Source organism: Acidovorax sp. Root267 (assembly GCF_001429215.1).
In the GTDB taxonomy this organism is placed as follows: domain Bacteria; phylum Pseudomonadota; class Gammaproteobacteria; order Burkholderiales; family Burkholderiaceae_C; genus Acidovorax; species Acidovorax radicis.
Window position 1 is genome coordinate 123,253 of record NZ_LMJC01000003.1, and the last position, 20,705, is coordinate 143,957.

Annotated in this window: 19 protein-coding genes and 1 riboswitch; of the genes, 11 read left to right on the plus strand and 8 right to left on the minus strand. The window is 65.8% G+C overall.

What is annotated here, in order from left to right; all coding sequences use genetic code 11:
* Positions 1-509 precede the first annotated feature (509 nt).
* From ASE39_RS05680 to ASE39_RS05695, 4 genes are all read left to right on the plus strand, one after another.
* Positions 510-1,349 carry a lytic transglycosylase domain-containing protein gene (locus ASE39_RS05680; protein WP_057225712.1) on the plus strand — a complete coding sequence of 280 codons (840 nt, stop codon included), beginning with the start codon at positions 510-512 and terminating at the stop codon, positions 1,347-1,349.
* Positions 1,350-1,439: 90 nt separating this feature from the next.
* Positions 1,440-1,595: riboswitch (ZMP/ZTP riboswitch) on the plus strand.
* Between the two features lie 35 nt (positions 1,596-1,630).
* Entirely contained in the window at positions 1,631-2,875 is a 1,245-nt protein-coding gene (gene glyA / locus ASE39_RS05685; RefSeq protein ID WP_010457815.1) for a serine hydroxymethyltransferase, read from the plus strand.
* Between the two features lie 21 nt (positions 2,876-2,896).
* Complete coding sequence (gene nrdR / locus ASE39_RS05690; RefSeq protein ID WP_010457813.1) at positions 2,897-3,346, plus strand: transcriptional regulator NrdR; 450 nt, start codon at positions 2,897-2,899, stop codon at positions 3,344-3,346.
* 291 nt (positions 3,347-3,637) lie between these two features.
* Positions 3,638-4,540, plus strand: a complete 903-nt coding sequence (locus tag ASE39_RS05695) for a DMT family transporter (RefSeq protein ID WP_010457811.1) — start codon at positions 3,638-3,640, stop codon at positions 4,538-4,540.
* Between the two features lie 38 nt (positions 4,541-4,578).
* Here ASE39_RS05695 and ASE39_RS05700 read toward each other — a convergent pair whose 3' ends face one another.
* Positions 4,579-6,396: a bifunctional metallophosphatase/5'-nucleotidase gene (locus ASE39_RS05700; RefSeq protein WP_057270505.1), complete on the minus strand. Its 1,818-nt coding sequence runs from the start codon at positions 6,394-6,396 to the stop codon at positions 4,579-4,581.
* 196 nt (positions 6,397-6,592) lie between these two features.
* On the minus strand, positions 6,593-7,690 hold the full coding sequence (gene aroC, locus ASE39_RS05705) for a chorismate synthase (protein ID WP_010457806.1): 1,098 nt from the start codon (positions 7,688-7,690) through the stop codon (positions 6,593-6,595).
* A gap of 169 nt (positions 7,691-7,859) precedes the next feature.
* Between aroC and ASE39_RS05710 the strand changes: the two genes are divergently transcribed.
* Positions 7,860-10,094, plus strand: coding sequence for an EAL domain-containing protein (locus ASE39_RS05710; RefSeq protein ID WP_082615342.1), 2,235 nt, complete (start codon positions 7,860-7,862; stop codon positions 10,092-10,094).
* Between the two features lie 32 nt (positions 10,095-10,126).
* Here ASE39_RS05710 and ASE39_RS05715 read toward each other — a convergent pair whose 3' ends face one another.
* Positions 10,127-10,579 (minus strand): CBS domain-containing protein, encoded by a 453-nt coding sequence (locus ASE39_RS05715; RefSeq protein ID WP_057225702.1) that lies wholly within the window; start codon positions 10,577-10,579, stop codon positions 10,127-10,129.
* A 110-nt stretch (positions 10,580-10,689) separates the two neighbouring features.
* Here ASE39_RS05715 and ASE39_RS05720 point away from each other — a divergent pair, with 110 nt between their 5' ends.
* Positions 10,690-12,003, plus strand: coding sequence for an O-acetylhomoserine aminocarboxypropyltransferase (locus tag ASE39_RS05720; protein WP_057270507.1), 1,314 nt, complete (start codon positions 10,690-10,692; stop codon positions 12,001-12,003).
* Between the two features lie 85 nt (positions 12,004-12,088).
* Positions 12,089-12,907, plus strand: coding sequence for an alpha/beta hydrolase (locus tag ASE39_RS05725; RefSeq protein ID WP_010457798.1), 819 nt, complete (start codon positions 12,089-12,091; stop codon positions 12,905-12,907).
* 43 nt (positions 12,908-12,950) lie between these two features.
* Here the strand turns inward: ASE39_RS05725 and ASE39_RS05730 are convergent, their stop codons facing one another.
* Positions 12,951-14,201, minus strand: a complete 1,251-nt coding sequence (locus tag ASE39_RS05730) for a DUF418 domain-containing protein (RefSeq protein WP_082615343.1) — start codon at positions 14,199-14,201, stop codon at positions 12,951-12,953.
* A 123-nt stretch (positions 14,202-14,324) separates the two neighbouring features.
* Between ASE39_RS05730 and ASE39_RS05735 the strand changes: the two genes are divergently transcribed.
* Positions 14,325-14,660 (plus strand): DUF962 domain-containing protein, encoded by a 336-nt coding sequence (locus ASE39_RS05735; RefSeq protein WP_057270508.1) that lies wholly within the window; start codon positions 14,325-14,327, stop codon positions 14,658-14,660.
* Positions 14,661-14,756: 96 nt separating this feature from the next.
* Here the strand turns inward: ASE39_RS05735 and ASE39_RS05740 are convergent, their stop codons facing one another.
* On the minus strand, positions 14,757-16,052 hold the full coding sequence (locus tag ASE39_RS05740; RefSeq protein ID WP_035198662.1) for a YihY family inner membrane protein: 1,296 nt from the start codon (positions 16,050-16,052) through the stop codon (positions 14,757-14,759).
* 21 nt (positions 16,053-16,073) lie between these two features.
* Here ASE39_RS05740 and ASE39_RS05745 point away from each other — a divergent pair, with 21 nt between their 5' ends.
* The 3 genes from ASE39_RS05745 (at position 16,074) to ASE39_RS05755 (ending at position 18,616) form a co-directional block, all read left to right on the plus strand.
* The gene (locus ASE39_RS05745) at positions 16,074-16,532 is read left to right on the plus strand and encodes a DUF2069 domain-containing protein (RefSeq protein ID WP_199864244.1); all 459 of its coding nucleotides are present in this window, start codon (positions 16,074-16,076) and stop codon (positions 16,530-16,532) included.
* Positions 16,533-16,631: 99 nt separating this feature from the next.
* On the plus strand, positions 16,632-18,056 hold the full coding sequence (locus tag ASE39_RS05750; protein ID WP_010457789.1) for an FAD-binding oxidoreductase: 1,425 nt from the start codon (positions 16,632-16,634) through the stop codon (positions 18,054-18,056).
* A gap of 92 nt (positions 18,057-18,148) precedes the next feature.
* Positions 18,149-18,616, plus strand: coding sequence for a GNAT family N-acetyltransferase (locus tag ASE39_RS05755; protein ID WP_057270509.1), 468 nt, complete (start codon positions 18,149-18,151; stop codon positions 18,614-18,616).
* A gap of 185 nt (positions 18,617-18,801) precedes the next feature.
* On the opposite strand, the gene ASE39_RS05760 is transcribed toward ASE39_RS05755, so the two are convergent.
* The 3 genes from ASE39_RS05760 to ASE39_RS05770 form a co-directional block, all read right to left on the minus strand.
* Positions 18,802-19,290, minus strand: a complete 489-nt coding sequence (locus tag ASE39_RS05760) for a GNAT family N-acetyltransferase (RefSeq protein ID WP_057270536.1) — start codon at positions 19,288-19,290, stop codon at positions 18,802-18,804.
* Complete coding sequence (locus ASE39_RS05765) at positions 19,287-19,565, minus strand: hypothetical protein (RefSeq protein WP_057270537.1); 279 nt, start codon at positions 19,563-19,565, stop codon at positions 19,287-19,289. Before ASE39_RS05765 ends, ASE39_RS05760 begins: the two co-directional genes overlap by 4 nt.
* Before the next feature lie 72 nt (positions 19,566-19,637).
* Positions 19,638-20,675, minus strand: coding sequence for a PfkB family carbohydrate kinase (locus tag ASE39_RS05770; protein ID WP_057270510.1), 1,038 nt, complete (start codon positions 20,673-20,675; stop codon positions 19,638-19,640).
* Positions 20,676-20,705: the final 30 nt, after the last annotated feature.

A 20,705-nucleotide genomic window follows, 5' to 3' on the forward strand; every position in this document is an offset into this window, starting at 1 on the left:
TTTGCCGTGGAAGCCGCATCTGCTGCACCAGGGCACTGCGTGCCCTCGGAGGGAGACTTGTCTTCGTCTGGCGATGCCTGAAATCTACAGGCAACGCAACCTTACCAAAGCTGCCGCTGCAACTCAAACTGGATTCTAAATGGCGAAAAGACCGGCGATTGAATTTGACACGTCCATGTAACAGGCATCCCCACAGACCTGGGCGCCAGACACGCACACACCTCCCAAAAGCTGTGATTTTTCACATGTTTTTCATAACTTAATGATCTTAAAAATTAATTTGTTAGTATTGACTAAGCATTTAGTGAACTTCTAGAATCCGCCAGCCCCGAAAACAGGCTAGTAAAAACCCCAACCTCGCTGCCGAACCCGGCTAAGTCAAAGCAGGCCCCAAGCACACCCAAGACGTGCGGCCTCACTTGATGGCGTACCAATCCAGGCGATCCGCCGAGACGAGACAGTCCCCGATGACTGCCCGGCTCACTGCGGCGCCTCAGAAAGGAAGAGCTATGACAGCGTCAGGAAAAATGATCTCCGGCGTACGGACCTTTGTGGCCGACGTGACCGAAGGTTTTCTTGAAATCACCCACAACAGCTTCGCCCTCATCGGCCTGGCTGTCGCCTTTGTCGTGATCACCCTCACGGCCCGCCCGGACTTGCGCCAGGCTGGCGAAGCGCAATTGATGAACTGGCTGCAGGCCCGCCAGGTGGAAGTGCTTGGCATGCCCATCGAACCGGAAGCCAGCGAGCGCGCCACGGCAGGCAACCCCAAGGACCTGCCCAAAGAGCAGGCCGCAGTCGCCTTCTGGCTCAGCAAGAAGTACCGCGTGGCCCCCGAGCCGCTGAGCGTGCTGGTGGCAGAGGCCTATGAAATTGGCGCGAAGTCCAAGATTGATCCCACGCTGATCCTTGCCATCATGGCCATCGAGTCCAGCTTCAACCCGTTTGCACAAAGCGCCGTTGGCGCTCAAGGGCTCATGCAGGTGATGACCAATGTGCACACCGACAAGTACCAGAATTTTGGCGGGCACTTTGCAGCCTTTGACCCGGTGAGCAATCTGCGCGTGGGCGTGAAGGTCCTGCAGGAGTGCATTGCACGCGCCGGCTCGGTGGAAGGTGGACTGCGCTTTTACGTGGGCGCGGGCAACCTGGCCGACGACGGCGGTTATGCGGCCAAGGTGATGGCTGAGCATTTCCGCCTGCGGCAGGTCGCAGGCGGCCGCACCATGCCCACCACGCCACCTCCAAGCCTCTCCACACAAGCTCCCGTACAGGCCATTCCTGTCTCTGCACCGCCCACAACGCCAGCAGCCAGCGGCGACAAGGTGGCCCTGCTCTCCGCGCTCTGACCTGGGCTTCTCGCACCGGGGGAAGCACACCTCCCCGGGGCACGCTCCTCAGCTCCCCGACACATTTGCGCACGCCACGTCAGCTACACTAGCGGTGTACGCGACTGGCGATAGGCGCGGCATCTGGACACAGGGTGCCGCCGCTGACGTGGAAACCGACAAGGGCTTGCCTCTTGTGAACCACTGGGAAGCGTGCCGCACGGGGTTCATCCCTTCTGCGTTCAGCCGTTCGCCTGGGCAGCCCTTGTTTCAAGGGACACAAGTTCATAGGACTGCCAATCATGTACGACCGCAATATTCTTGTCGAACAAACCGACCCCGAGCTGTTTGCCGCCATCCAGGCTGAAAACGCCCGGCAAGAGCACCACATTGAGCTGATCGCCAGCGAGAACTACGCCTCCCCCGCCGTGATGTGGGCGCAGGGCACGCAACTGACCAACAAATACGCCGAAGGCTACCCTGGCAAGCGCTACTACGGTGGCTGCGAGCATGTGGACGTGGCCGAGCAGCTGGCCATCGACCGCGTCAAGCAGATCTTCGGCGCCGAGGCCGCCAACGTGCAGCCGCACTGCGGCGCCTCCGCCAACGAGGCCGTGTTCCTGGCCTTCTTGAAGCCCGGCGACACCATCATGGGCATGAGTCTGGCCGAAGGCGGCCACCTGACGCACGGCATGCCGCTGAACATGTCCGGCAAGTGGTTCAACGTGGTCTCCTACGGCCTGGATGCCAACGAAGCCATCGACTACGAAGCGATGGAGAAGAAGGCGCACGAAACCAAGCCCAAGCTCATCATCGCCGGTGCCTCGGCCTACAGCCTGCACATCGACTTCGCACGCTTTGCCAAGGTGGCCAAGGACGTGGGCGCGATCTTCATGGTGGACATGGCCCACTACGCCGGCCTGATCGCCGCGGGCGTGTACCCCAACCCCGTGCCGCACGCCGACGTGGTCACTTCCACCACCCACAAGAGCCTGCGCGGCCCCCGTGGCGGCATCATCCTGATGAAGGCCCAGCACGAGAAGGCCATCAACAGCGCCATCTTCCCCGGCCTGCAAGGTGGCCCACTGATGCACGTGATCGCGGCCAAGGCTGTGGCGTTCAAGGAAGCGCTGCAGCCCGAGTTCAAGACCTACCAGGAACAGGTTGCCAAGAATGCCAAGGTGGTGGCCGAGACGTTGACCGCACGCGGCCTGCGCATCGTGAGCGGTGGCACGCAAAGCCACGTGATGCTGGTGGACCTGCGCGCCAAGGGCATCACCGGCAAGGAAGCCGAGGCCGTGCTGGGCGCCGCCCACATGACCATCAACAAGAACGCGATCCCCAACGACCCTGAAAAGCCGATGGTCACGAGTGGTGTGCGCATCGGCACCCCTGCCATGACCACGCGCGGCTTCAAGGAAGAAGAAGCCCGCATCACCGCCCACCTGATCGCCGACGTGCTGGACAACCCGCGCGACGAAGCCAATATCGCCGCGGTGCGTGCCAAGGTCAATGCGCTGACCGCACGCTTCCCCGTCTACCGTTAAGCCAGGGACTCGGCAGCCACCATGAAGTGCCCCTTCTGCAGCCACCTCGAAACGCAAGTCGTTGAAACGCGGGTGTCTGAGGATGGGGTCTTCATCCGCCGCCGCCGCCAGTGCGGCGCGTGCGACAAGCGCTTTACCACCTACGAACGGCCGGAAGTGAACTTCCCGGCCATCGTCAAAAAGGACGGCCGGCGCATCGAATACGAGCGCGGCAAGCTGCTTGCCTCCTTCAACCTGGCACTGCGCAAGCGCCCGGTCAGCACCGACCAGATCGACAGCGCCATCGAGCGCATCGAGGAAAAGCTGCTCAACCTGGGCCAACGCGAAGTGATCTCCAGCCGCATTGGCGAGCTGGTGATGCGCGAACTCAAGAAGCTCGACAAGGTGGCCTACATCCGCTTTGCCAGCGTGTACCGCAGCTTTGAGGACATCGACGACTTCCGCGCCATGGTCGATGAAGTGCGCAAGTAACCGGCACCTGCATTCGTATCTGCACCGGTGTTCGCCCCAGGGCCGGGCGATTTCAAGGATTTTCGCAATCCAGCGCTTCACCAGCAAGCTCCAGCAGCTACAAATAATATAGCAAACAAGCATCCACAGAAGATGGGTGTACGCCGGAGTGGGCCACCGCTGTCGCGTATGCCACACCGCAAATACTCCTTTATTGATAGCTACCAGCGCTTTCTGAATCAGCGCCAGAGGCCAATTTGACTTAAAAATTGGCTTGGCATGCGCCGGCGCGCACCCCGCCAGTGCCCGACAATGCGCCCGGTGAAAACCCGCCACTTCCTGCAGCTGGTGCTGCTGTCCGCCCTGTGGGGCGCCTCGTTTCTTTTCATCCGCATTGCCAGCCCTGTACTGGGGCCCAACGTCATGGCCGCGCTGCGCATTGGCCTGGCCACGCTGACGCTCATCGGCATCATGCGGGTCGCCAACGAATCGTGGCCGTGGCGCCATTGGCGGGAGCTGCTCGGGCTGGGTACGCTCACGGTCGCGGTGCCCTTCCTGCTCTACTCGTGGGCCGCCCTGCACCTGCCGGCGGGGTACAGCTCACTGCTCAACACCATGGCCGTTCCGTTCAGCGTACTGGCCGCTGCGTGGATGAAGGAGGACACGCTGAGCCTGCGCAAATGGCTGGGATGCCTGTGCGGCTTTGCGGGCGTGGCCCTGATCGTGCAGCTGGGCCCTATGGAGCCCACGCCAGCGCTGCTGATCGCGGCCCTGGGGTGCATCGTCGCTTCGGCCTGCTACGGCGTTTCGACCACCTGGATGAAGCGCGCCACCACCCGCATGTCGCCCCTGTCGATCGCCGCCGGCATCCACGCCGCAGCGCTGGTGTTGCTGCTGCCGGGTGCGGCCTGGAGCCTGCCCGAAGCGCACTTCACACCGGGCGCGCTGGCCGCTGTGGCGGTGATGGGCGTCGTGACCTCGGGCCTGGCCTACTGGCTCAACCTGCGGGTGCTCCAACATGTCTCGCCCGTGGCGGCCATGAGTTCGGCTTTCATGATTCCGCTGTTCGGCGTGGCCTGGGGCCACATCTTTCTGGACGAGGCATTGGGCACCGGGATGGTGTGGGGCGGAGCGCTGGTGCTGGTGGCCACCGGTCTGGTGACCGGCTTCAACCCATTGCGCTGGTTGGCGGCACTGCGCCCAGGGCGCAGCTAAGTGCCGGACAACACCGCCCAACCACCCGAACGGGCAGTTCAGCGGGCCACGCGGGAAATACGGTCGATGGCGGGCACCGGCACCGGACTGTGGGCGCGGAAGTAGGCCTCCAGCGCGTCCAGGTCCAGCCCACCCACCAGGCGGTCACGGCCTTGGGCCAGCACCGTGAAGTTGTCGCCACCGCTATCAAGGTAGCTGCTCAGCACCACGCGCACCAGCGCATCGTCCTGCAGCGGTGTGCCGTTCAGCGCCATGTGGCTGATGCGCGCACCCGCTGGCTGGGTGAGGTCGTAGCGGTACGAAAACCCTGCCGACGCCGACAACACCCGGGGCCGCTGCACGGTGTTGCTGCCGCTGGCGAACTGCTGTTCCAGCGCCGCCTTGACCTGCGCTCCCGTGAAGGTCTTGACGACCAGCTGGTTGCCGAATGGTTGCACCGCAAACAACTGACCGTAGCGCACCAGCCCCTGTCCGTCGGGCACCAGGTCAGCGCGCAGTCCACCCGGGTTCATGAACGACAGCTGCGCCCCACCCTGCTCCGGTGCACGCGTGGCATGGAGCTGCGCGTCGGCCACCAGGTTCCCCAGCGCGCTTTCTAGCGATGGAGCCGGCGTGCGCCGCAGGGCTGCAACGGCCTGCCCCACGGGACGCTGGGCCAGCGGCACGGCGGCGGCGCGGTAGGTGTCGATGACCTTCTGCACCTGCGGATCGGCCGGAAAGGTCGGCACGGCCGAGGTGAGCGGCACGTGCCCCTGGCTGCCGGTGAAAGCCTCGCCCTGCACCACCACGTTGCGCGCCGCCTTGTGCACCACGCGGCGCGTCCGGGGGTCTACCCGCAATTGAATGTCCGTGAGCAGCGTGCCGTACTGCCCGGCGCTGGTCAGCAGAAAGGGCTTGGCAGGGTTCACGCGGCTGTAGTCGCAGACATAGGCCTGGTGCGTGTGGCCCGAAACCACCACGTCCACGGCCGGGTCCAGCCGCTCCAGAATGGGGACGATGTCGCCGGAGAGGCCCGCGCAGCTCGTCTCCTGCACACCCGCCGTGGTGCTACCGCCCTCGTGGATGACGACGGCGATCACATCGGCGCCCTGGGCCCGCAGCTGCGGAATCAGGGCATTGGCCGTGGCCGCTTCGTCCTCAAAGCGCAGGCCCGCAACGCCCGAGGGGCTGACCATGGTGGGCGTGGCCTGCAGCGTAAGCCCGATCACGCCCAGGGTGACTGTCACCCCACCCTCCGTGAAGCGCTTGAGCCCGGTGGCGGGCAGCAGCGTGCGCCCATCCTCGGTGCGCACGGTGTTGGCGGCCAGAAAACCGAACCGTGCGCCCGCAAAGGGCTGGCTGATCTGGCAAGGCTGGCGCGCGGTGAACTTCTCGCAACCCCCGTGCTGCAGGCGCAGAAGTTCGTGCCAGCCCCGGTCGAACTCATGGTTGCCCACGGCATTGAAGTCAATCTGCATGAGATTGACGGCCTCGATGGTGGGCTCGTCCAGGAAGAGCGAGGACACCAGTGGCGACGCACCCACCATGTCCCCTGCCGACACCACCGCATGGTGCGGGCCCCGGGCCTTGAGCGCCGCCATGGCACTGGCCAGGTAGGCCATGCCCCCTGCAGGCGCGGCCACGGGCCCTGACGGCCCCTGCACCCTGTGCGCCATGTGGGGCGGCTCCAGGTTGCCATGCAGGTCATTGAAGCCAATCAGCGTGATGTCGATGTACTCGGGCCCCTGCCCGCCCGCGAACGGCACGGCCGTGCCGCAACCCGCCAGCAGAGCCCCGAGCGCGCCCACCGCGGCAAGCGCCGACCCGCTGCGAGCCCAGCCCGATCCATTGAATGCCTGTGCCAACAACCTGCGCATGGGACTGCCTTGTTCAATCAAATAGGACTTACGCAAATCTGGATGCAACAGCCGCCTGGCCATGGAGCGAGCCGCATGCCTGAACCCAGTTTTTGCATAAGTCATGTCAAAGAAAAAAGGGCGCACATCGCTGCACGCCCCGCCATCACCTGCTTCAGCGCGCCCGGGCCCGCCCCGCAGCGCCGCGCTGCACCCGCTACAGGAACGAGGCCTGGATGGGCGGCACCGGCGGCACCACATCGCCGCACTGGGCACGGTGACGCAGGGCATGGTCCATGACGACCAGCGCGAGCAGCGCTTCGGCAATCGGCGCGGCACGGATGCCCACGCAGGGGTCGTGGCGGCCCTTGGTGACGACTTCGGTGCTCTTGCCATGCACATCGATCGATTCGCGCGGACTGATGATGGAGCTGGTGGGCTTGATGGCGATGCTCACCTCCAGGTCCTGCCCGGTGCTGATGCCGCCCAGCACGCCACCCGCGTTGTTGGTGCGAAAGCCCTGGGGCGTCATCGAGTCGCCATGCATCGTGCCCCGGTGGGCCACACTGGCAAAACCAGCGCCAATCTCCACCCCCTTCACGGCGTTCAGCCCCATCATGGCGTGTGCGATATCGGCGTCGAGCTTGTCATAGAGCGGCTCGCCCAGCCCCACAGGCACGCCGGTGGCCTGCACGCGAATGCGGGCACCACACGAATCACCGGCCTTGCGCAGGGCGTCCATGTAGTCCTCGTACTGCTGCACGTCGGCCACGGGGGCGAAGAAAGGGTTGCTGCGCACATGGTCCCAGCTCTCGAACGGGATGGCCAGCTCACCCAGCTGGGTCATGCAGGCCCGGAACTGGGCGCCGTACTGCTGGGCCAGCCACTTCTTGGCCACCGCACCGGCGGCCACCGTGGGCGCAGTGAGCCGGGCCGAAGAGCGGCCACCGCCGCGCGGGTCGCGGATGCCGTACTTGTGCCAGTAGGTGTAGTCGGCATGGCCGGGGCGGAAGCTCTCGGCGATGTTGCTGTAGTCCTTGCTGCGCTGGTCGGTGTTGCGGATCAACAGCGCGATCGGTGTGCCGGTGGTCTTGCCCTCGTACACGCCGGAGAGGATTTCCACCGCATCGGGCTCGTTGCGCTGGGTGACGTGGCGGCTGGTGCCGGGGCGGCGCCGGTCCAGGTCCGCCTGGATGTCGGCCTCGGTGAGCGGCATGCCGGGCGGGCAACCGTCGATCACGCAGCCAATGGCCGGGCCGTGGGATTCACCAAAGTTGGTGACTGCGAATAGGGAACCGAAGGTATTGCCGCTCATGGCGACGGATTATCCCAGAGCGGCGACCACCATCGGCTCGGCACTCGCGATGGAGCACCCTGCATCACGGCCGGGGTGCGAAATGTGGTGCAGACAAACACACGCCACAAACGCGCTTGGCATTGCAACGCGCGCTTGCTAGCATCAGTACCCGATCTTTGGGACGTTCATGCCCGTTTCAGCCCCGCACTCTTCCGATTCCCCATCCCACCCCGGCACCCCGCCGCCAGCCCCCCTGGCCGATGCCCCGTTGCGCCGGGCATTGGACGCCAGCGACAACGCCATTGTGATGAGCGACAGTGCCAGGCACGTGGTGTATGTCAACGAAGGGTTCACACGCCTGTTCGGGTTTAGCCCCACCGAGGTCCTGGGCAAATACCTCAGTGATGTGTTGCTGGGCCCGCACTCCGACCCGGGGCTGCTGGGGGAAATCCGTGACGGCATCCACAAGCAGGGCGTCTTCCATGTCGAGACGCTGCTGTACAGCAAGGCCGGCCAGCCGCGCTGGGTGGCGATGATGATCAATGCCTCGGACGAGGCCTCAGGCGGGCCGGGCGGCACCATCACGGTGCTGACCGACATCACGCTCACCAAAATGCACGAAGTGCTGCAAAAGCGGGTGCTCGAGGGAATGGTCAACGAACTGCCGCTGGCAGACCTGATGACCCTGGTATGCCGCGAAGTCGAACGCATCGCCCCCGAAGTCACGGCATCCATCCTGGCCGTGGACGAGCGGGGCCTGCTCCGCCCGCTGGCGGCGCCGGGGCTGCCGCTTGCTATCAGCCAGGCGCTCGACGGAGCTCCCATCGGGCCCCGTGCGGGCTCGTGCGGTGCCGCAGCCTTCCGGGGCGAACCCGTGGCGGTCACAGACATTGCCACCGACCCCCTGTGGGCCGACTACCGCGCCCTGTTTGAGTCCAGTGGCATGCGGGCCTGCTGGTCCAGCCCGATCTGTGACCATACGGGAAAGGTGATTGGCACCTTTGCGTTCTACTTTCGGGAGCCGCGCGGCCCGGACGCGCTGCACCACCGGCTGGTGGACGTGTGCCTGCACCTGTGCGCGCTGGCCATAGAGCGCAACGCCACACGCGAGCGTATTCACCAGCTTGCCTTCTTTGACGAACTCACCGGGCTGCCCAATCGCGCCATGTTCCGCAGCAGTGCCGCACGGGCGCTTGCCAGCCTGCGGCAGGACAACCACCCCGGCGCGCTGCTGTTCATCGACCTGGACCGCTTCAAGCAGATCAATGACATACAAGGCCATGCCGCAGGCGACGCACTGCTGTGCGAGGTGGCCAAGCGGCTGACGCAATGCCTGCGTGCGCGCGATCTGATTGGCCGCTTGGCGGGTGATGAATTTGTGCTGCTGCTGTCCGAATGCACCACCGAGCAGGCCGTGCAGACAGCCCACCGCATGCTGCAAGAAATGGCACGCCCCATGGACATCCACGGACAGGCCCATGTCTGCCACGCCAGCATTGGCATTGCGATGTTTCCGGAAGATGGCGATGCGATCGACACACTCCTGCGCCATGCCGACCAGGCCATGGTCCAGGCCAAAAGCGATCACCGGCACAGCCTGCAATTGTTCAGTGCCGAAATGAACCGGCGCGCGCAGGAGCGCGCCGCCCTGGAACGTGCCTTGCGCCAGGCCCTGGCCGACCGCTGCCTCAGCCTGCACTACCAGCCCCAGGTGCTCAGCATTGCACCTGGCACCCTGCACGGCGTGGAAGCCCTGGCGCGCTGGCAACACCCCGAATGGGGCATGGTGCCCCCCACCCGGTTCATCCCCGTGGCCGAAGAAGCCGGGCTCATTCACCAGCTGACCCTGTGGCTGCTGGACGAAGCCTGTGCACAGCTGTCGACATGGCGTGCGGCCGGCCACAGCGTGCCCTGCGTGGCCGTGAACCTGTCGGGGCGCAGCTTCCACCAGGCAGAGTTTGCACAGCAGGTCTGTGATGCCCTGGAGCGCCACGGCCTGAGCACGGACGATGTGCTGCTGGAGATCACCGAAAGCGTGATGATGGACGCGCGACCGGTGACGCTGGCCAACATCGAGGCGCTGCACAACAAGGGGTTCAAGCTCTCGCTGGACGATTTCGGCACGGGTTACTCCAGCCTGAGCTACCTGCACCGCCTGCCCATCAGCGAACTCAAGCTGGACATGGCGTTTGTGCAAGACCTCACCACCAGCCCCACCGCACGCGCCCTCACGGTATCGGTACTCAGCATTGCCCACAGCCTGGGCATGGTGGTAGTGGCCGAAGGGGTGGAAACCAGCGGGCAACAGCAATGGCTGCAGGCCCACGGTTGCCCTGTCATGCAGGGCTATCTGTTTGGCAAACCCATGCCACCGGATGAGCTGGAGGCCTGGCTTGGCGCGCAGGTGCCGGGCCTGCGCTGAGAATAGAGCCCGGTACCCGGGCGACGCGGCGGTCAGCCGCTGCGGGATTCGTCTTCCGGCCAGTCGCGGATGTAGGCCTTGAGCATCTTGTTCTCGAAGTTCTGGCTGTCCACCACGGCCTTGGCCACGTCGTAGAAGCTGATCACGCCCATGAGCATCTTGCGGTCCATCACGGGCATGTAGCGCGCATGGCGGTCCAGCATCATGCGGCGCACTTCGTCCATGTCGGTTTCGAGCGTACAGGTCAGGGGTGCATCGTCCATCGCCGTGCGCACCAGCATCGTTCCCACGCTGCCGCCGTTCTTGACCACGGCCTGGATCACCTCGCGGAAGGTGAGCATGCCCACCAGGTCTCCATGCTCCATCACCACCAGGGAGCCGATGTCGCGTTCGGCCATCAGGCCCACGGCACCTGCCAGCGGCTCGTCGGGCGAAGCGGTGTACAGGGTGTTGCCTTTGACGCGAAGGATGTCGCTGACTTTCATGGTGCTGGGTCTCCGAGAGGGCAAGAGCAGCGCGGCAGGCGCTGTAGACAATTTGCTACCAAATATAGCCCACAATGCCCGGCTGAATTGACAACATGGGAGACACACAGATGCCCGGTTACTCCGACCCCGGCTTTGACACGCTGGCCCTGCACGCTGGCGCCAGCCCCGACCCCGCCACCGGCGCACGCGCCACCCCCATCCACCTGACCACGTCGTTCGTCTTTGAATCGAGCGACCATGCGGCCTCGCTGTTCAACCTGGAGCGCGGCGGCCATGTCTACAGCCGCATCAGCAACCCCACCAACGCGGTGCTGGAGCAACGCGTGGCGGCGCTGGAAGGCGGCGTGGGCGCCATCACTACCGCCAGCGGCCAGGCAGCGCTGCACCTGGCCGTGGCCACATTGATGGGCGCCGGCAGCCACATCGTGGCCAGCACAGCCCTGTATGGCGGCTCGCAGAACCTGCTGCACTACACGCTCTCGCGTTTTGGCATCGAGACCACCTTCGTGAAGCCCGGCGACATCGACGCCTGGCGCGCCGCCGTGCGGCCCAACACCAAGCTGTTCTTTGGCGAGACCGTGGGCAACCCGGGCCTGGATGTGCTGGACATCCCCACCGTGAGCACTATTGCCCACGAGGCGGGCGTACCGCTGCTGGTGGACTCCACCCTGACTTCGCCCTGGCTCATGCGGCCGTTGGAACATGGCGCCGATCTGGTCTACCACTCGGCCACCAAGTTCCTCTCGGGCCACGGCACTGTGGTGGGGGGCATCGTGGTGGATGGCGGCAGTTTTGACTGGGACGGCCCCAAATCCGCCGGCAAATTTGCCGAGCTGACCCAGCCCTACGACGGCTTTCACAACATGGTGTTCACCGAAGAAAGCACTGTGGGCGCCTTCCTGCTGCGCGCACGCCGCGAGGGCCTGCGCGACTTTGGCGCCTGCATGAGCCCGCACACGGCCTGGCTCATTCTGCAGGGCGTCGAGACCCTGCCGCTGCGCATGGCGCAGCACATGCGCAACACCGAGAAGGTGGTGGAATTTCTGGCCGCGCAGCCCTTTGTGTCGCGCGTGGGCCACCCCATGCTGGCATCGCACGGGAGCCATGCGCTCGCGCAAAAGTTGCTGCCGCGCGGCGCAGGGTCGGTGTTCAGCTTTGACCTCAAGGGCAACCGCGAACAGGGCAAGAAATTCATCGAAACCCTCAAGGTCTTCAGCCACCTGGCGAATGTGGGCGACTGCCGCAGCCTCGTGATCCACCCTGCCAGCACCACGCACTTCCGCATGACCGACGAGGCCCTGGCCAGCGCGGGCATCACCCAGGGCACCATCCGGCTGTCCATTGGCCTCGAAGACGCCGATGACTTGATCGACGACCTCAAGCGCGCGTTGAAAGCCGCCGAGAAAGCAGTAAACCCATGAACCCCCACGCTCATCACTTCGTGTATTCGCTGCCCCCCAAGGGGACGCAGGCCTCCCTTGGGGCGGCCCGGCGGGAGTCCTGACCATGCACCTCCAAGTCAACGGCGCTGCCATCTATTGCTACACCGGCGGCAAGGCATTTGATGCTGCCAAGCCCACGGTGGTGTTCATCCACGGCGTGCTCAACGACCACAGCGTGTGGGCCCTGCAAAGCCGCTACATGGCCAACCACGGCTGGAACGTGCTGGCCATCGACCTGCCGGGCCACTGCCGCAGCGGCGGTGAAGCCCCCGCATCGGTGGAACAGGCGGCCGACTTCATCGGCGCACTGCTCGATGCCGCAGGCGTGCAGCGCGCGGCGCTGGTGGGGCACAGCTGGGGTTCTCTCATCGCCATGGAAGCCGCCGCGCGGCTCAAGGACCGCGTCAGCCACCTGGTGCTGGTGGGCACGGCCTTCCCGATGAAGGTGTCGCCCGCCCTCATCGAGGCCTCGCAGAGCGACCCCGAAAAGGCCCTGCGCATGGTCAACGTTTTTTCGCGCAACACGCTGGCTGCACCCCCGTCGGCGCTGGGGCCGGGCACCTGGGTGTTTGGCGCCAGCATGGCGCTGGGCCGCAAGGTGCTGCGCAGCAACCCGGCCGTCAACGTGTTCCACCGGGGGTTTGTGGCCTGCGACAGCTATGCGGGGGGCGAGGCCGCCATGGCGCAACTCACCTGCCCAGTGCTGTTTGCGCTGGGCGCGCAGGACCAGATGACCGCGCCCAAGGCCGCGCAGGGTTTGATCAGTGCTGCACGTGCAGCGGGCAAATCGGTGCAGGTGGCAAACCTGCCGGTGGGCCACCACCAGATGACCGAGGCACCGGAAGAAACGCTGTTCGCACTGCGCGATTTCCTGGCCCGCTAATCCCGCAGAGGCAATACACGCCGCTGGCCTGCCGCACCGCAGGTCAGCGTGCGCCGCGCCGCCAGACAGGCCACTGCCAGAGCGTGAAGGCCCGCAGCAGCCACTCCACCGGGCCATAGGCATGCATGGCCATCCAGCGGCGGCTCCACGCCAGCTGGGTGGCGTACAGCACCAGCACGCCCAGCACCACCCACCCTGGCGACACCTGGCCCACCAGCGCCAGGCCATAGGCCGTGAAGACCAGCGCCCCCACCAGCGACTGCAGCAGGTAGTTCGACAGCGCCATGCGCCCCGCAGGCTCCAGCGCCGCGCCCAGTCGCTGGCCGGCAGGGCCGCGCTGCAGAAGCCACAGCAGCAGCGCAACATAGCCGAAAGTGAGCAGCGGCGCGGTGGCCAAATCCACCGCCAGCGCGGCCAGGCCCACCTGCTCAGGCTGCTGGGCCCCGCTGACCCCAGACTGCACCGAGGCATAGAACAACGCGCCCGCCACACCCACAGGCAGGCAACACGCCATCCAGCGGCGCAGCCGCGCAGGCTGCCGCGCCACGGTGGCCAGGTAGCCGGTGCGGTGCGCCGCCAGCCCCAGCAGGAACATGGCCAGCGCACACGGGCCCTGCACGAATACCAGCACAAACCACACGCCCTCGGCCATGTCCCGCCCACGCTGCGCAATGGCCTCCAGGGCACTGGCGCGATACGCCTGCGCGGCCTGCTGCGCCTTCGCGTGCAGCTCGGCCAGGGGCAGGTCCATCGGCGGCACCTGTGCCACCAGCCAGGCCAGCAGGCCCCAGCCCCCGGCAGTGGCGCCCAGCAGCGCCAGTGCCAACACCGCCGCCGTGGCCGGGCGCACGCCCCGCCACGCGAGCAGCAGTAGGCCCAGCAGCGCGTAGGTGACCAGGATGTCGCCCGCAAACAGCAGCCACGCATGCCCCAGCCCCAGCAGCAAGAGCCCCAGCAGGCGCCGCAGAAAGCGCGGAACAAAAGCGCTGCCGGCGCGCTGGGCGGCGTCCATCTGCAGCGCAAAGCTGTAGCCGAACAGCAGCGAGAACAGCAGGTAGAACTTGGTCTCGAAGAGGAAGCTCACCAGCCACCGCACAGCGTGGTCCACGGGCCGCGAGAAGGCCGGGTCGGACACCCCCACGCCAAAGTAGGTAGAGGCAAAACTGCCCGCATTGACCATGAGGATGCCCAGCAGCGCAAAGCCGCGCAGTGCATCGATGGCGTGCTCGCGGCCCACTGCCGGGGCAGCGCCAGGTGGGGTGGTGGTGGATTCAATGGAAGTCATCATGGCCATAGTGGCAGAACCCGTTCAAGGACAGCCCGCAACAACCCCTGTCCATCAAGGCACAGCATTTTTTGGGGCCTGGGCGTATAAAGCGATTGGCACCGGGGCAGTCCCGCCCACAAGGAGACAACGATGGACATCAGTGCACCCCGCACACCCACCGACCCGCGCACCTTCAAGCGCTTTGCCGACTTCTACCCTTTCTACCTGAGCGAGCACAGCAACCGTACCTGCCGCCGGCTGCATTTCGTGGGCTCCACGCTCACCCTGGTCTGCATGGCCATGCTGCTGGCCACGGGCAAGCCGCAGTACCTGCTGTACGGGCTGCTGTGCGGCTACGGCTTTGCCTGGGTGGGTCACTTCGGCTTTGAGAAGAACAAGCCCGCCAGCTTCAAGCGGCCGCTCTACAGCTTCATGGGCGACTGGGTGATGTACAAGGACATCTGGACGGGGAAGGTGCCGTTCTGAAGCGGTGATTCGCCACAGCTGCCACGGCGATAAACTCAAGTAAAAATAGGCCCTAGCGCTTATCCAACAAGCGAAAGCAGCTATATTTTCGATAGCTTACACCGACCCTGCCCGCAGCGCGCCCTGGGCGGGGTCAGCACCAGCACCCGGCTGCAGCACATCCTCCAGCAGCAATCCGTCCAGCCGGGCCTGTGACCACAGCGGCTGCAGGCTCTCGGCGCGCTCCAGCAGCAGGCGCTGCACCAGCGGTGCGAGGGGTGTCGCCCCCGGGTTGGCCAGCAGCACATAGCGGGGCTCGGGCACATCCGATGCGTCCACGGCCGCATCGTTGACCTGGCCCACCCAGTCCAGCGCGGTCAGCGCCTCCAGCACCGGAGCCAGCTGCAGCACGTCCACCCGCAGCAACTGGGCGAGCTGGCCGGGGCGCAGGCCTTTGAGAGGCTGGTGGCGCACGCGGTGCAGCTGCTGCAGCACCTCCACCGCCAGCTGAAACGTCCAGCCCGCCACCGTGCTGCGCCGCGCCACACCCGCCAGCAAACTGGGCAGGTAGGCCGTGACCACCGCCCCCAGCAGCACGATGACCCAGGCCACATAGATCCACACCAGCAAGATCGGCAGCGTGGCAAACGCGCCATACACCACCGAATAGGTGGGCACCTTGCCCAGGTACAGCGCCAGCACCTTTTTGGCCAGCTCGATGCACACCGACACGAACAGCCCGCCCGTCCAGGCATGCCGCCACTTGACCGGCGTGTTGGGCACATAGTGGTACAGCGACGCCATGCCGCCCGCGAGCACCACGAACTGGATCGAATCGAACAGCAGCTGCACACCATCGGGCAGGCGCTTGACCAGCCCGCCCGAGGCCGACATCACATACGACGTGAGCGCCAGGCTGGCCCCCATGAGCAGCGGGCCGAGCGTGATGGCGGCCCAGTAGATCAACACCCGCTGCCCCAGCGGCCGCAGCCGCTGCACGCGCCAGATGTCGTTGAGGGTGCGGTCGATGGTCAGGATCAGCGCCAGCGCCGTCGCCAGCAAGATGCTGAAACCGGCCACCCCCAGGCTGCTGGCCTTGGCCGCAAACTGCGTGAGGTAACCGAGCACCTGGCGCGAGATGCTGTCGGGCACCAGGCTGTTCACCAGCCAGCCCTGCAGCGCATCCTGCAGCTTGCCGAAGATGGGGAACGCCGTGAACACCGCCAGCGCCACGGTGAAGAAGGGCACCAGCGCCAAAATGGTGGTGAAGGTGAGGCTGCTGGCGGTCAGGCCCAGGTGGTCTTCGCGGAACCGCTCGCGCAAGGTCTGCGCAGTGGTCCGCCAGGGAAAGTGCGACAGCTCGGTCATCAGCGCTTCGGTGCGCGACGCTACTGTCTGTAAGGAAAAGGGCATGGCCGATATGATGCCACCCCAATGACTGCCTCCCCCGCCGCTCCCGCCGCCCCAGCCGCCGCTTCCGTGCCCGCGCTCCCCTCCGACAACTCCGTGGCCGCCACGCGCTGGGTGGCCACCGGCTGCCTGCTGGCGCTGATCGCGCTGTGCCTGGCCTGGGAGCTGGTGCTGGCCCCGCTGCGCCCCGGCGGCTCCTGGCTGGCGCTCAAGGCGCTGCCGCTGTGCATTCCGCTCGCCGGCATCCTCAAGAACCGCATGTACACCTACCGCTGGGTCAGCCTGGTGATCTGGCTGTATTTCACCGAAGGCGTGGTGCGCGGCTGGAGCGACAAGCCGCCCTCGCAATGGCTCGCCTGGGCCGAGGTGGCGCTGTGCCTGGTGCTGTTCACCGCGTGCACGTTGCACGTGCGGCTGCGCCAGCGCAATGCGAAGGCCGCGGCAGCAGCAGCGGCAGTCCCTGCGGCCACATTGGCGCCCTGATGGCTGTCAATGCATGTTGATGCCATCGATGCCGTGAACACCCTGGATGCTGCTGCCACCGCTGCCACACCCTTTTCCTGACTTTGAAAAAGCTCTGCCATGACCACTTTGCTTGACACCCTGCGCACCCTTGTCGGCCCCGCCCATGTGATCACCGAAGGCGACCTCTCTGCCTGGGAGCAGGACTGGCGCCGCCGCGTGCGCGGCAAGGCCCTGGCCGTGGTGCGCCCCGCCAGCACGCAGGAAGTGGCCGCCGTGGTCAAGGCCTGCGCCGCAGCGGGCACCTCCATCGTGCCGCAAGGCGGCAACACCGGCCTGGCCGTGGGCTCCACACCCGACGACTCCGGCACGCAGATCGTGCTGAGCCTCACGCGCATGAACGCGGTGCGCAGCGTGGACACCGACAACCTGACCATGACCGTGGAAGCCGGCTGCATCCTGCAGAACCTGCAGGACGTTGCGCAGAACGCGGGTGTGCTGTTTCCCCTGTCGCTGGCGGCCGAGGGCAGCTGCACCATCGGCGGCAACCTGGGCACCAACGCGGGCGGAACGCAGGTGGTGCGCTATGGCAATGCACGCGACCTGTGCCTGGGCCTCGAAGTGGTCACCGCCCAGGGCGAGGTGTGGGACGGCCTCAAGGGCCTGCGCAAGGACAACACCGGCTACGACCTGCGCGACCTGTTCATCGGCAGCGAAGGCACGCTGGGCATCATCACCGCCGCCACGCTCAAGCTCTACCCCGAGCCCGCAGCACGCCTCACGGCCTGGGCCGCCGTGCCGTCGATGGAACACGCCGTGGCGCTGCTGGGCCTGGCGCACAAGCAGCTGGGCGCGGGCCTGACGGGCTTCGAGGTCATGGGCCAGTTCGCATTGAGCCTGGTGGGCAAGCACATGCCACAACTGCGCGTGCCGTTTCTGGGCGACGAGAACGCGCCCTGGTGTGTGCTGCTCGAAAACTCCGACAGCGAATCCGAGGAACATGCCCGCGCCCGTTTCGAAGCGCTGCTGGAGACCGCGTTCGAGCTGGGCTGCGTGACCGACGCCGTGGTGGCCGAGAACCTCACCCAGGCCAGCCAGCTCTGGCACATCCGCGAAAACATTCCGCTCGCGCAGGCCGAGGAAGGCCTGAACATCAAGCACGACATCTCCATCCAGATCTCGCGCATCCCCGCCTTTGTGGCGCACACCGATGCGGTGCTGCAGCGCGAAATCCCCGGCGTGCGCCTGGTCAACTTTGGACACCTGGGCGACGGCAACCTGCACTACAACGTGCAGGCGCCCGCGGAAGGCGATGCCAAGGCCTTCCTGCGCGACCATGAGCAGCATGTGCACCACCTGGTGTACGAGGCCGTGGCCGAGTTCGGCGGCTCGTTCTCGGCCGAGCATGGCATTGGCGAGCTCAAGGCCGACAAGCTGGAGAAGTACCAGTCGCCCGTGGCGCTATCGATGATGCGCGCCATCAAGCAGGCGCTGGACCCGCAGGGCATCATGAATCCCGGGCGGGTGCTGCAGCCACGCGCCTGACAGACGGTGGCCCCACAAGGCCACAGCCCCCGCCATCCCTTGCGCCCCCTGTTCACCGCCCATCCGCAACCCTTTCCAGGAAGGCCCGTCCCATGACCGCTACCGTTTCCGTGCGCCCCGTTCAGTCCGAAGACTACGCCGCATGGCGGCCGCTCTGGGATGGCTACAACGCGTTTTACGGCCGCTTTGGCGCCACCGCGCTGCCCGAACACATCAACGCAACCACCTGGCAGCGCTTGCTGGACCCGGCAGAGCCCGTCTTCTGCCTCGTGGCGCAGGACACTGCGGACGGCAAGATCCTCGGGCTTGCTCATTACCTTTTTCACCGCAGCACGACACGCATCGATCCGATTTGCTACCTGAGCGACCTGTATACCCACGAGGCCGCACGGGGCCGGGGCGTGGGGCGTGCGCTCATCGATGCCGTCTACGACGCGGCACGCGCGGCCAGATCGTCCCGGGTGTACTGGCAGACCTACGAAACCAATACCACCGCGCGACTGCTGTACGACAAGATGGCCAAGCACCATGGGTCCATCGTCTACGCGCAGGAACTCTGATCAACGCCTGCCAGCCACGCCGAGATTTACTATTAAAACAATAGCTGCTTGCGCTTACGCATCAAGCGCCAGAGCCATTTTTTATCAAAATTCTCACTTCCAACGACGGCCACAACCCTGATGAACAGGGCACTCGGCGGGGTCGTGGCTCTGGGCATCGCGGCCCACGCGGCCCAGAGCGCTCTTCAGAACACCTTGCGCATCGGCTGCGCCTGCAGCCCTGCCCAAGACTGCACTGCACCTGCGGTTTCATAGCCATTGCGGCGGTAAAAAGCCTCCGCCGTGCGCGTACTCTCCAGCTCCAGGGCCACCAACCCCAACTCTCGCGCACGGGCCTCGGCCTCACGCAACAAGGCGTGGCCTACGCCCTGGTGCAAGGCCTCTGGCACCACATAGCAAAGCGCCAGCGTGGTCCGCGTCAAAAGGGCAAAACCCACCATCGCCTCTCCCCGGTAAGCGGCCCACGCCATTGCATCGGGTGCGGTGATCCACGCGGCCAGGTTCTCTGGGGTCTTGTTGGCCAGCCATGCGGCGAGGATGGCGGGGTCGCTACCGTGGTCGGGCGCGCAGCAGTGGGTGATGGACTGGCGGACGACGTGGCAGGCGGCTTGTGCTGTACCGCAGCCGACCGGTACGACGCACAGTGCGTGGGGCGCCTCACCAGAGGCCGTCATGCTGCTGAGCCCCATCGCACCACACTCACCAGCCCCACCGCCAGCACTGCATAGAACAGGAAGCCCTCCATGTACACCCCGTTCGCGGTCACCACACGCTGGCCATCACGCCGAAACGACAACGCCCCTGCGGGTGCGAAGATGCGGGCTTCCTTGTTGCGCGCGTTTTCCGTGCGCCAGCGGCCCAAGCTGAGAAAGCGCACCAACAGCGCACCGGTATACACCAGCAGCACCTCCACCACCGACCACAGCATCGCAACCACAAACTCTGTCATCTGCATCCTCCGCAAATTTGCGAGGGGAAATGATAGACGGCCCGAAGATAAGAACGTCTGCGGTCCCGTTACTCAAGCTGGGTCTTGGGCTGCCGGATGCAGCCGACTCCACTCGTTCGCAGCCTCCCACCCCGGTGGAACACAACCCTGCTCCATCACGCACAGGCTCGCGCTGGCCAGCGCGTGGCGCAGCGCGTGCTGGCACGTTTCAGCCGTCAAGCTTGCGACGAAATGCGCAAAACTCTCCGCGCCACCGGCAGCCTGCGCCTGCCGCAGCAGGTGAGCCAATAGCCCCGCCAGAAAACTGTCGCCCGCGCCCACGGTGTCCACCACCTGCAGCGGCTGGGCCTCCTTGGCAAAACACTGTGCGCCGTTGCGATGCAGCAGCCATGCACCATCCCCCCCCAGCGTCAGTGCCAGCAGGTGGGCCTGGGGGTTGGCGGCCAGCAGGTGGCGGGCACGGGCCAGGGCGTCAGTGCCGGGCACGGCAAGGTGGTCCAGATCTTCGTCGCTGGCCTTGATGATGTGGGCGTGGGCTAGCGCGGCGTGCACCGTGGTGCGGTAGGCAACCGAGTCGGGCATGACGGAGGGGCGCAGGTTGGCATCGACCACCACGCAGCGGCCTGCTGCGCGCTGGGCTTCGAGCCAGGGCAGGTAGATGGCGGTGTCGCGTGCGTCCAGCGCCAGCGCGCCGGTGCACACCAGTTGCAGTGTTGGCAAGGCGGTGCAGGCATCGTCCAGGCCTTGTGCCGACACGGCGCGGTCCGCCACGCCTTCGCGGTAGAAGGCGTAGTCGGGGTGGCCGTGTTCATTGAGGTTGACCACGGCCAGTGATGTGACTTGTTGCACCGGCTCGGGCTGGGCGAGCAACACGCCGTCGGCGACCAGCTGCGCGGCCAGCTCGCGGCCAAAGCGATCGCGCGACAAGGGGTTGAGGTACTGCGTGCCCACGCCCTGCCGGGCCAGCGCGCGGCACAGGTTGTACAGCGCACCACCCAGGCACGGCAGGTAGCTGCCGTCGGGGCGGCGGATGAGATCGATAAGGGCCTCGCCTGCAATGGCGGCCTGTATGGGAGCCGTGGCCTGGAAAGTGTTGTGTACCGAAGTCATGGTGGATGTGAAGAGGATGCGGACAGCAGC